Raw genomic sequence first — 12,838 nt, forward strand, 5'->3', positions numbered from 1 at the left:
CGTCAGTAGCTCGCTTGTCAGGCAGAATATCAGGTGATGGCCCGATGTTCAGAGGGCCGGAAGGTTCGAGGCCAAATCCCAATCTTGAAGCGTCGGCTTCGCGTTGGCGGGCGACTACAAAAATCTTGAGTACAGGTGTGCGCTGGCTGGTGGCACCGTTACTCGGGATAGGATTTTTCAGTGTCGGCATGAACGCCTTCGTGCTGTGGTGCGCCCGGCTGACTAAAAAGGATGAACGCCAGCACGTTGCCGGGATCTGACGAGGCGTCGGTGCGACAGGCGGCCAATTTGCCATTCACCGCGGTGGTATATTCGGCGACTACTTCGCCAAACATATTCCGCTGCATGGCGATGGTCTGACCGGCTTTGACGTCCTCATCGAGCTTTGCGTGAAATTCGACCAAGCCGCCATGTGTGGCGATGATTGGAAACGCGGCGTTGCCAATGAGCATTTTTGCGTCTGCCGCGGTTCGGCCGATGGAGCCGCTGACGACGCCATAATGTTTGAGGACGTTCAACGTCCCTTCGACGAACAGGGCTATCATATCCCGGTCGAGGATCCGCGCCGCTCCGACTTCCGGTGTGAAGCACGGGATGCCGACGTCGACGAACGCGTTGTGCAAGACGCCCGGATAAGCCGCGTCATCCCACATCAAGCCGACGGGATAGAGGTCCGCCATGGTCTTTACGTCGGGGAGGTGGCGATCCCCGATGAGGAAAGCAGCGACTTCCAGGCCGGTCGTGCCGGTGTGGAAATCAATCGCCAAGTCGGAGTTCGGTTTCAAGAGGCGATTGAACAAAAGGCCCGCGTGACGGCTTGTGGCGCTTGCACCGTTCTCGTCTCCCGGCCATTCCCGGTTCATGTCGATGAGATCGGTCCCGCGCCCCGAATTGGGCCAGCGGCGCTGCATGCTTTCGACGGCCGGGCGTGCAATATCGAGAACGGCCATGACAGTGCCTGACATCTGCGCCGGATCCAGCCGGTCGATCACCGTCTGGACCGTTTGGATCGAGCTCATCTCGTCGCCGTGCACGCCGCTGGTCAGGGTGAAGCGCTTGCCGGGCCGAACGCCCTTGGCAACGACGACGGAGACGTACCAGTGCTGGCCGCCAGGCGTCTCAACGCCTTGGAAATAGAGAAAATGCTTTCGGCCCGGTTCGAGGTCGTCGACGTTCAGCCGACTGACAACTTTCTTGCCTTGGATAGACTCGCCCGTGAAAACGGTTTCCGAGTTTGAGCCAACAGTCTTCGCAGTTTCTTCAGAAGCCGCCGCGACAGCGTCGCTGGCGACGATTGCAGAGGTGCCGGCGAGGGCAATCGAATGGGTCATGAAATCGCGACGATCAATCTTGTTAGGCGACATGACAGAGGCCTTTCGTCAGATGGATCCGATAGCTAATGGCAGACCATTTTCGTGTAGCGGCAGGAGAGCGCTGGGAACGACGGGCGTCAAACGAATTCGCGACGGGACCGTTGCAAAGATTAACCGGCTGTGAAGCTTGGACCCTTCATGAGATCATTGAGACAATGGCTATCGGCCCAGAGTCTAGACCTCCGCAGGTTGGACATGTCGGAGGCAACCTAAAGACATCCTTTGCAATAGGTCTCGCCGAGGCGATTGTCCGTTTCACTTTGTTGCGGGCCGACTTCCGAGTGAAGCCCACGCTCTCAAGGCGTCCAGCGCCGGGCAAAGATCTTGTCCCCACTGCGTCAGTGCGTATTCGACCTTAGGCGGGACTTCCTGGTGAATCGTTCGCGCAACCAGACCGTCGCGCTCGAGTTCCCGCAACTGTTGGGCGAGCATCTTCTGGGTGACCTCGGGAATTGCGCGTTCGAGTTCCGAGAAGCGCATCACCGGAGTGGCGTTGAGGTTGAAAAGGATACGCAGCTTCCACCGGCCATCAATCGCTCGCAACGCATCTTCGGCAGTGCGCGAAGCATTATCCGTTGGGGCAACGGTATTGCGGCGGGCAAGGGACCTTACTTTTTTGTGCGTACTTGTCATGGAGAAACGATCATCGCTAAGAGGTCCATCGTTGAACGTTGCGCGCTGTCGATAGGGTCGAAATCCGGCTTATTTGATGCGCGCAATTGGAGGAAGCTTCAGATTGGAGACAATATCTCAAAAATCGACGAACCAACAATGCGACGTCAATCACTCATTCCAAGATGAGGGCGATCGGCTGCACATCGCGGGCAGTATCTGCCAAACAAGACGCAGATGGACCTGAAGACGCGGTGAAGCGCGCGGCTATCGAACAATGAGCCGTGGCCTGGAAACGGGAATCACCGGCCGGATCAAGTCAGCAGTACCAACATTCAAATAACGTTCGCCGTCGCGGCGCGCGATCGCGGGCGATTGGCAACCCTCATGGAGGTTTAATGAGCGCCAAAGCAGTTTTCTTAAGTAGCGTTTGCGGTCTGTATCTGATGGTGGGTTCCGCCTACGCTGCGGGTCCAACGCAAGAACAGCTGAATAACGCGGAGAATGACGGAGCCAATTGGCTCTATGCTGACCATGACTATCGCGGCCATCGGTATTCGCCGCTCGGTCAGATCAATACGAAAAATGCCCCGGACTTGGCTCAGGTCTGCAGCTACAGCTTCCCTGAGAAGATGCCCGCGCAGACCGCGCCCATCGTGTATAACGGCGTCATCTTCGCAACGACGGCACACTACACGGTGGCGCTCGATGGCGCGACTTGCAAGCCCGTCTGGCAGTATCAGTGGAAGCCGCGGGATCACGAAACATTCGTCACGCAGCGCGGTGCTGCGATCAAAGACGGCAAGATCGTGCGCGGCACGGCGGATGGCTATCTCATCGCGTTAGACGCAGGAACCGGCAAGGAAGTCTGGGTCCGACAGGTCGTCAAACCGACCGACGGCTATTTCTTCAGCATGCCGCCGCTGATTTATGACGACCTCGTACTCATCGGTCCTGCAGGTTCGGAATTTGCCAGCAAGGGCTGGGTCGGTGCGTTCAAGCTGAGCGATGGCGAGCAAGTCTGGAAATTCAACAATGTGCCGGATCCGGGCGAACCCGGTGCCGAAACGTGGGGGCCGGATCCAAGCATATTGAAGCACGGCGGCGGCAATCTCTGGACTCCGATGTCGCTGGATGTCGAGAAGGGCTGGCTTTATGTCCCCGTCGGCAACCCGGCGCCGGATTTCTTCGATCGGCATCGTCCGGGCGACAATCTCTATACCGGCTCGGTCGTTGCGTTGGATGTCCACACCGGGAAACTTGCCTGGTATTATCAGGCGGTCCCGCATGATGTGCGTGACTACGATCTAAGTCACGCGTCGCCGGTTTTCACGACGACGATTGATGGCAAGGCGCACACGCTCCTGGCTCTCAACGGCAAGGATGGTCTGCTGCGCGGGTTGGATCGCGACACGCGCAAGATTATCTACAGTGTGCCGTTTACCACGCGCGAGAATGCCGAGGGTGACTTGAAGCCCGAACTTGGACGCGTATGTCCGGGCCTTCTTGGTGGCCATGAATGGAATGGCGGCGCCTATAGTCCACGTCTGCATGCCTTGTTCATGCCGGCCACCGACTGGTGCAACCACATCGTTCCGGATAAGGAGGCGCCGAGTCCCAAAGGCCAAAACAAGCAAGGTCAGTTCTTCGGCGGAAAGTTCGAGTTTGAGCCTTGGGAAAAAGCGCGAGGCTGGGTCGGTGCTTTTGACGATTCGACGGGTAAAAAGCTCTGGCAGTACCAATCTGCGAAGCCGGTGATTGCCAGCGTTGCCGCGACAGGTGGCGATTTGGTTTTTGTTGGCGAGCTGACAGGTGATTTCCTGGCCTTCGACGCCAGGGACGGCAAAGTCCTGTTCAAGCACGATCTCGGCGGCCCTGCTGCAGGCGGCGTCGTAAGTTATGCGGTTAGCGGCAAACAATACGTCGGCGTCGTCTCAGGTTTTGTGGGCGGCTATTATCATCAGTTGGCGCCCGCCATCGAGGGCGGAAACCCGACGATTACGGTTTTTACGCTGAAACCATAACGAAAATCGCTCGGCGCTTCCCTCGGATGCCAAGCGTACTTGGAGCGCGGCCGGAGACTTTCCGGCCGCGCCGTTTTTAGGTAGCGGTGACTGGGGCGGAGGAAACTTGCCTCGTTGCCTTTGATTAAAGCTCTAGCTTGCTCGCCGTCTTCGTCTTCCAGATTTCACTTTTTATTCGTGCAAGCTTGTAGGCGTCGGGGATCGACAAAGCCCAGACGAAAAGCCCTGCCGCCGCGCGACCAACGAATGATTGAGCCGGCGTCGAGAAATGCCACGTCAGAGCCGCGAGCAGCAGTGTGAAGAAGGCAAAGCGCAATCCTCGTTGCGGTTCGCCGATTGCAACGTGACCAGCGCCCGGTGCTAGGCTCGCAAGAGCCAACACAAGATAGGGGTTAAGCGGTCGACGCTCGATCGCAGCAATCATGCGGCCTGCGCCTCATCTGGTGTGTCTAACGAAGAACTGAGATCGCCCAGAGCCGAGAGTAGGCTCTCGAAGATCTTGGGATCGACGCCGGAGCTCTCAAAGCGGCATTGGCGAAAGAGCAGATGTTCGCCGCGCGCGCCTTCGGCGGCCTGCCAGATGAGGCGAAGTCCCCGGGCTGTCACTGCTGCTTCTTTCATCCGAGGATCGGCGAAAATGCGCCGAAGCGCAGGCGCCGAACCGTCGAGCGAATTTTGCGACGCGTGAGCGCTGCCCTTTGCGAGAATTTCAGCGGCGATGCCGGTCGGCGGATCGAGGACGACGGCATGCGCAGCCGTCAGCGAATAGAATTCGGTGCCGCAAGGTCGAATGAGCAATGAAAATTCCGGAAAATGCGGGCGGGGTTCGATCCGCGTCAATTTCAGCCACAACTGAGGCAATCGACGAATGGTCATCGTATCGGGGACCAACTCGGCGCGGAGATAGTGTCCGCGGTGAAGTCCTTCAAGCGTCGGGAAGCCGTCGCCGCCGTGTGTGATCTTCGGATCGGATAGCGCCGAAGCACAACCGTCCAGCAGCGGAAGTCGGGCCGCGATAATCCTTCGGTGCTCCCGCATCGCGACGTTGACGATGACCACGAGGCCGATGAGGGCGAATGTCAGAGATAAGGTCAAGGAATGTCTCCAGCCTGAAAGAGAATGGCGGCGCCGACCGCCATTCCCTTTTTCACCTTCAATAGCCTTGTGGTCGGGGCCATTGCATCGTGAACTGATCTCCACGCCGCACATATTGATAGCGGTGGAAGTGGAACCAGAGCGACGCGACCATGAAGAAGACGAGCATCGCGACGAGCTGGGTTCCATATCCGAGGAACACCGCGAAATATGTTGCCGAGCATAGGATCAGCAACACCAATGCGGGCAATGGGTGGAATGGATGGATGTAGCCCCGCTTGATCGTTCCGAGCGGCCATTTCCTGCGGAATAGGATCACGTTGAGCGACATGTATGTGTAGCCAAGTAGGCCCGACAGGATCGAGAACGTGATGACTTGGTCGAGCGGTGCGAAGTAGGCAAACACCAATGCTACCGGAACGAGGAACACGATCGATCGATAGGGTGTCCGGTTCTTCGGATGTACGGCACCAAACCAGGTCGGAAGATAGCGATCGCGCCCCATCGAGAACCACGCGCGGGATGCGTCGTTGATGCAGCCGTTCGCCGAAGCGAGCGTCGAAAATACGGTTCCGACGAACAGCAGCACCATCAGCGGCATCGAGCTTGTAAGCCGTGCAGCATCGAACAACGGCGTGACGGCTTGGCCGAGATATTCCCACGGCATCAAGCCGGAGCAGATGTACCACGTCATCGTTGCCGCGATCAGGAGCGTGATGATTCCGGTCATGGTGCCGAGAGGCAATGAGCGCGCCGGTGAGCGAACCTCCTCTGCGGCCTGACAGGTTCCTTCGATGCCGAGGTAATACCACAGGCCAAAGTGCAGCGATGCGATGACGCCAAGCCAGCCGTAAGGCAAACCGTTCAACAGGTCCTGATGATGCAGCAGGTCGTTTGTCCAAGGCTTCACCGCTGTAAACAAGATCAGGATCGCGATGAAGGCCACGGCGGTCAGCACCAAGTTCACGGTCAGCGTCGCGTAAACGCCGCGATAGTTGAGCCATGCGAGGAACATGATCGTCAGCACGATGAAGGGTTTATCGTGCACGTCGGTAAAGCCGGCCATCGTCCCGACGGTCTGCACGAGATACCCGAGGGTAATAGCGTTCGCCGCTTCGAGCATCGTGTAGGCAAACACCAGATAAAGGCCGACGTTGAACGCCATAAGCGGTCCAACGATATGTTTTGCCTGGGCGTACTGGCCGCCGGCTGCCGCGACAGTCGATGTCACTTCGGAATCGATCATCGCGACGCAGGTGTAAAGCAAGCCGGCAACCCAGCATGCGATAAGCGCCGCGATCATGCCGCCCTTGCCGACGGCGAAGTTCCAACCCATGTATTCGCCGACCAACACGATGCCGACGCCAAGTGCCCAGACATGGCCTGGGCCGAGCACACGCAGCAGAGAGATTTTCTCGCCGTGAACCGCAGTAGACTGTGTCATCGATGGCCCCCTTGGTGCGGCGGATCAATGACAAGCGTGTCGTCGATTTCACCTTCTCTGGATGAGGTCAGAAGCTCTTCGTCGTAGGACCTGTCGGTGCGGATCATGTCGAAGAGCATCCATAGCCCGAGGATCGCAGACAGAGCCCAGGCCGCGTATTCCAAAAGTACGAAACTATTCATGAGGTGCCTCACTTTTTGCCGAAGCGTTCTTCGATGACGTCGCGGTATTCGGTCCGTGAGAAAATGAAGAGCAGGACGAAATATCCGATGATTACGACGGCGGTGATGGCAAGCTCGGCGGTGTTGAAGCTGTAGTCGAAGCGCGATGTGATGAGCGAGGCCGCTGTGTCAGGCGTGAAGCCCAACTTTTCCCATTGAGCCTGCTGCACGGCATTCTGGCCGAGTCCGGCCCATGTCGATTTGTCGGCAACGGGGAGATCAATCTTTCCGCCGCCGGCAAGTTTCAGATAGAGCGGCGCGAACAATGCCGCGAGAACGAGCACGAGAAGAAACAGACTGTCGACGAGCTGGCCGAAGGCAGATTGCTTCGGAGGCTCGTAGTGTGAGTTGGCCACATTTCCACCTATCAATTCGAATTTGTTATTTTTTCTTGAGGTCGAGGTAGTGCAGGTCGAGACCGTAGATCTCGTCGCGCTCTTCGCTCAGGTGGAAGAGCATCGCGAGGATGGCCGCGGTATTGAAAAGGATGACCAACGCCCCCGCGACAAGGAGCGCGCCGACCACTTCCGATGAGCCCGCGTAGTCTTTGATCTCGTAAAAGACGAATGCGTAGAGAAGCCAGAGCACGATAATCGCGGACAGAGACCACATGCGATCGCCGGAGAATTTCCCGGTAATACGAGGGTCTGAATTCGTTTTTTGCATTTTTTCTCCCTTCGCCTCAGAGTGCTGCTCGGGTGCAAGGCTTGGCGCGCTCTCCCAGACGTTGCGATTTGAGCGTTGCTCCCTGCGACATAAGTGGCGCAGGGGGGCGGCGTTTCGTCAATATTTTTTCGTGATAAGAAACAAATATTCGATGCTGCGATGCGCATGTTCGTGCCGCAGAGCACCAAGCAACTTTAGCCAAAATCAAAATGTTACGTCGCGTGCGCTGCAATGACGTGCTCGGTATTTGAGCAAGATGTTTTATTGAGCGGGCGTCAGCGAGGGTTTGCTGCATCTGCGAAGTCAACGGGATGCGAATTTCGCAAGTGCAGGACGGCAACGGACTTAGGCCTTGCGGCCTCTTCGTCGGCCGCTTGATAGGAGTCCGTCGGCAAGGAAAATGAGATGATGATCGCTCGTGCGATCAGTCCGACGGGATAGCCTTTTCTGTTGGCGTTGGGACAGACTCCGACCTGATGAATAAAGAGCGTCAAGTTTTCGTGCGGCTCATTTCCAAGCCTGCAACAAATTCTTTGTTCGGGCATTAGGTGCGCTGGGCCCAACGCACCGGCCGCGGGAAGCATCCGTCCATTGTTATCTTCATGCATCGTTGCCTTCTATGCATCAGGTGCTGAGTGCCTCACGCGTATCGCAGCATGAGGCGGAGAGCGCGCGGCGTGCCGATCCACAATGGATTTTCCGAAGAGTCGATAAGCGCCGTTGAACGAGCGCTGGCGTCCTCAGTGTTTCTACGGAGGTGTCCAACTGGGGTCTTATCGTTACACGCCTGTTAACGCCCACTGATGACCTGCTCGTACCGGGCAATCGAACAAGGATGCACGTCAGCACACTGCTGTCTTGCTCGCTTCGACAACCGGGGCCGCGCTGCTGAGCGCGGTGAGGGGGTTTCTTCAGGGGAGAATTCAACTTATGAGCTACCGCATCGGCAGAGCGCAATTGGCTCTTTGCACTATGTTTGGTACTGCGGCTTGTGCATCGACTGGTGCCTTCGCCGCGGATCTTTCAATTCCGAACGTTCCCGATGACGAGCAGGTCGTGACGGTCATGCCGAACGGCACCATTCGTCTTGGTGCGATCAAACTGAAGTTCGGGGGCTTCAGCGAATTCGCAACGTTCTGGCGCTCTCGCAACGAAACGGCAGACGTCGGTAGCTCGTTCGGCGGAATTCCATTCGGTAATAGTCCGTTGGCGCACGAGCATGAAACACGCTTCAGCGCCCGCCAAAGCCGGGTGTCTGCGTTAGCCACAGGTGATCTCGACCAGTACACGCATCTGTCGATGTATGTGGAGTCGGACTTCCTCGCCGCCGGGACGACGTCAAACTCCAACGAGAGCAACAGCTATACGCCCCGCATTCGCCATTTCTACGGTGCCTACGACAACGACCTGACGGGCTGGCACGTTCTCGCTGGTCAGACGTGGAGCCTGCTGACGACGAATACGAAGGGAATTCAAGCGCGCAACGAAGACATCCCGCTGACGATCGATGCGCAGTACGTCGTCGGGTTCAATTGGACACGAAATCCGCAGTTCCGCGTGGTGAAGGATCTTGCTCCGTGGCTTGCGGCCGGCGTTTCTATCGAAAGCCCGTCGACGCAAATCGCCGGTTCCCCTCCATCGGGCGTCGATGCAAACCATCCGGGCGGATCGCTGCTCAACAGCACGGCGAACTACAGCAACGACGTCATGCCTGACGTTGTCGGTAAGTTGGCGTTTGATCCCGGCTGGGGCCACTACGAAATCAAGGGTATTGTGCGTGGTTTTACTGATCGCGTGAACCATAGCAACAACACGATCCTTGCTGGCGGTGGCGGCGCTTCAGCATCGCTGCCCATCATTCCGAAGGCGCTGGAACTGCAGGCGAGCTTCATGGCCGGAAACGGCATCGGGCGCTACGGTTCGGGACAGCAGCCGGACGTCACCTTCAATAGCGATGGAGACTTCGTCGCAATTCCTGCGGTGCAATTGCTGACGGGTCTGGTTGCGCATCCGTTCAAGGGTGACACCATGTATGCCTATGGCGGCCTCGAGCAGAACTTCAAGAAGGTCGATGGCAACGTCGGCTATGGTCTCGATACGGTCAACAACTCAGGTTGCGATATCGAAGGGGGAACGTGCCAAGCGCAAACGAAACGCCTCTGGGAAGTCACGGGCGGCGTCTGGCAGGATATCTATAAGGGCTCGTTCGGGCGTGCGGCTGTTGGTGCGCAGGCCGAGTACATCAAGCGTGAAGCTTTCGATAGCACAGATGGCGGCGCGCCGACGACCGATGACATGATCGTGCTCGGATCGTTCCGCTACTATCCCTTCCAGTAAAGACACTCACCGTCTCCACACTCCAGGCGCTGCTTCGGCAGCGCCTTTTTTTTGAGGTGCTGGGGCACGTCATCTTCCCAAGCGCGAAAACACCCTGCTGCTCGTGGATGTTTGGGAGAACACACGCCGTCAGTATTTTCGCGGACGTACGTCTGCGTTCGTCATCTGTCGGACGGCAACGAGCGGAATAACGCTCCATCGGCGATCAAACTAAATTTGTTTGCACGCAATCGAATTGCGGCGGTGGCTACGTTCGCGCTCATGCATTTGCGGCTTGCGAGCACCGAACTTCAAACTCCCGAATGGAGAGTTCGCAATGCATAAATTCTCACTCGCAGTCTCTGTTTCTTTGCTTGCGCTTGGTTTCGCCACGGCAGCGAACGCTCATGCCCGGTGCGACGGCGATTTTCAATTTATCAATGGCAATTGGATCGCAACGCGATATTGCCAACGAGCGGAAGCTGAGCATGTCGCGAGAGCTGAGCACACGCATATCACCCATCATACGGTGAGTTCGCGCGACGAGACGCCGGAGGAGTTCTGCCGGTGGCACAACGGTCAAATCGAGACCGATACCTATTGCTCCAGCTACAACGACTAACCCCGTCTGGAGCGCATCGCCGGCGCTGTTTGCAGTCGCTAACGGCGCCGGTCATGCTGAAGCATTCAGTCGCGTCGTAAGGATCAGGCGCTTTCGGTGTCGCCCTGATGCCGATTTTTTTCGGCTCGGATCGGAAGCAACATCTCTTCGAGGCGCACGGCAATCCGCACGAGATCGGCGATGTTGCGAGCGCCCGTCTTTTCCATCACCCAGGCGCGATATGTTTCGACAGTACGTGGGCTAATTTTTAGTGTGAGAGCGATTTCCTTGTTCGAAAGGCCCTTGACCGCAAGATCCATCACTTGCCGTTGACGGTCCGACAGTTCGTTGACGCGCGTCGCGAGCTTGACGGCCTCCTGGTCGTGGTTGCGCTGATTTTCGGTTTCATTAATTGCCGACGAAATGCTTGCGATCAGGCGGTCGGGTGAGAACGGCTTTTCAATGAAATCGCGGGCACCCGCTTTAAGCGCTGCGACCGCCATCGCCACGTCGCCGTGCCCGGTAATGAGCACCAGCGGAATCATGGGCCATTTTTTTGCGAGTTCTTTCTGAAGTTCCAGACCGGACATTCCCGGCATGCGGATGTCGCAGACGATGCACGAAGGAATCTCATTCGCTTGCAAGGCAGAGAGAAACTGTTCGGCCGATGCGAACGAGCATACGCCAAAGCCGTGATTGCTGAGCATCAGAGACAAAGAATCTCGGACGGGTTCGTCGTCATCGATAATCGCGACTGCTGATGCGAGTGTCATGATACAGTACCCCTTGGGAATGAATTTAATCGAATACGAACGAGGGCACCTTTGCCTACGTTTTCGAGGATGAGCTCGCCTCCGTGTCCTTCGACGATGGTTTGACTGAGCGAAAGGCCAACTCCGAGGCCATCTTTCTTGCTGGACGAACGAATTCCGGATTTTTTCAGATTGAAGCCTGGGGGGAAGCCGGGTCCGCTATCGCGAACCTGGATTTCAATGCGGTTTCCGTCGATGTTGTTGGCGCTGATACTGATCAGTCGATCTTTCGACGGATCGTTTTCGCTCATCGCGTCGATAGCGTTAGAAATGATATTCATAAGGACCTGCTCAATCTGCAGACGATCAACGGCGGCGTTGCGGATATTGCGTGCAACGGTGACCTTTACCGAGGCGCCGGTCCGTTGAAGATTGGGTTCCAAAAGATCGAGTGCTTCTCGTATTAAAAGATGCGGAGATTGCTCTCCGATCTGCCTGCGTCCCAGCCGGATGAAATCGCGGAGGTTGCGGACGACGGCTGCGGTGCGGTCCACCTGGCTTGCGACTTTCGAAGCGGCTTCGATAGCGATCTTCCGATCGCCTTCGCCCTTTACGAGGTATTCCTGCACCAGCTGAGTATAGTTCGAAATGGCGGTCAAAGGCTGGTTGATTTCATGGGCGATGGCAGTCGTGACTTCTCCGGCGCTGCCAAGACGGAAGATCTGCGAAACCGAATCCTGGTTGAGGCGCAAGTCCTGTTCGAAGCGGCGACGGTCGGTCACGAGACCGCCGATGGCCAGTCCAGTAAAGGCCAGGACAAGCATCAGCGACTGATACGTTGTCACGCCCGCAACCTGCGGTCCTGAAATCAGAAGCGCAATGATCAGGCCGACCTCTGTCACCACAAGGGCGTAGGTTGCGCCTTTCAGGCCGTGGCGGAGCGCAATCCAGATGATGGGGAAGAACATCACGTTGAAGAGCCGAAAATGGGGAAGGCTGCTGAAGCCGAATGCAAAGACGAGCGCGGCGACGATTGCCAGTCCTTGGATGCAAGTCTCCAAATTGGGCTTGGGAATTCCGCCGCTGCCTGCCACCATCAGAATAAACGGCGTGATGATCGAGACACCGATAAGGTCGCCGACGGCGTACCTAAAAATATTGTAAGGAACGGCATTAACCGTCAGTACTCCCGACGCATAAAGGAGTATTACGGAGGCTGTCGCCACAAGAACTGAACTGATGATCGCGGTGCCTTCGAGAAGCAAAACGTCGCGCAGCGTTCCGAGCTTAATGTCGAATTGCCAGCGCGAATGCTGGACCCAGTTCAGTGCGACCGCATAACCTCCTCCCACGATGATCGGCGAGAGAAGTTGCGCAAGAAGCGGGAGGTCGCGGCGCAGAATCACGTTGGAGGCAGCAACGGCGAGTAAGAGGTAAGGCCAGAATCGTCGCCCGAACATGAGAAATGTCGCGAACGCTAGGCCTATCGCGGGGCTCCACGGGACGATATCGAACGATGGCGTGGATGAGATGATGCTCAGCCATTCCAGTACGACGTAGGCAATGATGTAGGCGGGGCCAATCAGCCAAATCGGGGCAGCTTGCATTCGAGCCATACGATTCGCATGCGTTCTTTCTGTCACCACTACTTGCGACATCGTTCTTTTCCTACGCTGCCTAGCGTCCCGCCACTCCGTACGGGAACGGAGGCTTAGTCACGGACGGTGCGCCACG

The 12,838-nt window shown here is 57.1% G+C and carries 13 protein-coding genes; 3 read left to right on the forward strand and 10 right to left on the reverse strand.

All coding sequences use genetic code 11. From position 1 onward, the window contains the following. Nucleotides 1-158 precede the first annotated feature (158 nt). Complete coding sequence (locus RLW41_RS17415; protein WP_414462271.1) at nt 159-1,364, reverse strand: succinylglutamate desuccinylase/aspartoacylase family protein; 1,206 nt, start codon at nt 1,362-1,364, stop codon at nt 159-161. A 264-nt stretch (nt 1,365-1,628) separates the two neighbouring features. Beyond that, on the reverse strand, nt 1,629-2,006 hold the full coding sequence (locus tag RLW41_RS17420; RefSeq protein WP_409562942.1) for a winged helix-turn-helix transcriptional regulator: 378 nt from the start codon (nt 2,004-2,006) through the stop codon (nt 1,629-1,631). 377 nt (nt 2,007-2,383) lie between these two features. Between RLW41_RS17420 and RLW41_RS17425 the strand changes: the two genes are divergently transcribed. Next, on the forward strand, nt 2,384-4,009 hold the full coding sequence (locus tag RLW41_RS17425) for a pyrroloquinoline quinone-dependent dehydrogenase (protein WP_414462272.1): 1,626 nt from the start codon (nt 2,384-2,386) through the stop codon (nt 4,007-4,009). A 124-nt stretch (nt 4,010-4,133) separates the two neighbouring features. On the opposite strand, the gene RLW41_RS17430 is transcribed toward RLW41_RS17425, so the two are convergent. The 6 genes from RLW41_RS17430 to RLW41_RS17455 are packed head-to-tail and all read right to left on the reverse strand — an operon-like array spanning nt 4,134 to nt 7,435. Beyond that, complete coding sequence (locus RLW41_RS17430; protein ID WP_414462273.1) at nt 4,134-4,433, reverse strand: hypothetical protein; 300 nt, start codon at nt 4,431-4,433, stop codon at nt 4,134-4,136. After that, complete coding sequence (locus tag RLW41_RS17435; RefSeq protein ID WP_414462274.1) at nt 4,430-5,104, reverse strand: hypothetical protein; 675 nt, start codon at nt 5,102-5,104, stop codon at nt 4,430-4,432. The genes RLW41_RS17430 and RLW41_RS17435 overlap by 4 nt, the downstream gene beginning before the upstream one ends. Nucleotides 5,105-5,162: 58 nt before the next feature. Continuing rightward, nucleotides 5,163-6,548, reverse strand: a complete 1,386-nt coding sequence (locus RLW41_RS17440) for an APC family permease (RefSeq protein WP_409562946.1) — start codon at nt 6,546-6,548, stop codon at nt 5,163-5,165. Beyond that, nucleotides 6,545-6,730 (reverse strand): hypothetical protein, encoded by a 186-nt coding sequence (locus RLW41_RS17445; RefSeq protein WP_409562947.1) that lies wholly within the window; start codon nt 6,728-6,730, stop codon nt 6,545-6,547. The genes RLW41_RS17440 and RLW41_RS17445 overlap by 4 nt, the downstream gene beginning before the upstream one ends. 8 nt (nt 6,731-6,738) lie before the next feature. Then, nucleotides 6,739-7,125 (reverse strand): hypothetical protein, encoded by a 387-nt coding sequence (locus RLW41_RS17450; protein ID WP_409562948.1) that lies wholly within the window; start codon nt 7,123-7,125, stop codon nt 6,739-6,741. A 25-nt stretch (nt 7,126-7,150) separates the two neighbouring features. Continuing rightward, complete coding sequence (locus RLW41_RS17455) at nt 7,151-7,435, reverse strand: hypothetical protein (RefSeq protein WP_013947140.1); 285 nt, start codon at nt 7,433-7,435, stop codon at nt 7,151-7,153. 930 nt (nt 7,436-8,365) lie between these two features. Between RLW41_RS17455 and RLW41_RS17460 the strand changes: the two genes are divergently transcribed. Both RLW41_RS17460 and RLW41_RS17465 read left to right on the forward strand, forming a co-directional pair. Next, nucleotides 8,366-9,772 (forward strand): hypothetical protein, encoded by a 1,407-nt coding sequence (locus RLW41_RS17460; protein WP_414462275.1) that lies wholly within the window; start codon nt 8,366-8,368, stop codon nt 9,770-9,772. A 316-nt stretch (nt 9,773-10,088) separates the two neighbouring features. Beyond that, entirely contained in the window at nt 10,089-10,373 is a 285-nt protein-coding gene (locus RLW41_RS17465; RefSeq protein ID WP_414462276.1) for a hypothetical protein, read from the forward strand. An 83-nt stretch (nt 10,374-10,456) separates the two neighbouring features. Here RLW41_RS17465 and RLW41_RS17470 read toward each other — a convergent pair whose 3' ends face one another. Beyond that, the gene (locus RLW41_RS17470) at nt 10,457-11,125 is read right to left on the reverse strand and encodes a response regulator transcription factor (RefSeq protein ID WP_409562952.1); all 669 of its coding nucleotides are present in this window, start codon (nt 11,123-11,125) and stop codon (nt 10,457-10,459) included. Beyond that, nucleotides 11,122-12,720 (reverse strand): MASE1 domain-containing protein, encoded by a 1,599-nt coding sequence (locus RLW41_RS17475; protein ID WP_409562953.1) that lies wholly within the window; start codon nt 12,718-12,720, stop codon nt 11,122-11,124. The genes RLW41_RS17470 and RLW41_RS17475 overlap by 4 nt, the downstream gene beginning before the upstream one ends. Between the last annotated feature and the right edge of the window lie 118 nt (nt 12,721-12,838).

This window comes from Hyphomicrobium sp. DY-1 (genome assembly GCF_047497105.1).
Classification (GTDB): domain Bacteria; phylum Pseudomonadota; class Alphaproteobacteria; order Rhizobiales; family Hyphomicrobiaceae; genus Hyphomicrobium_B.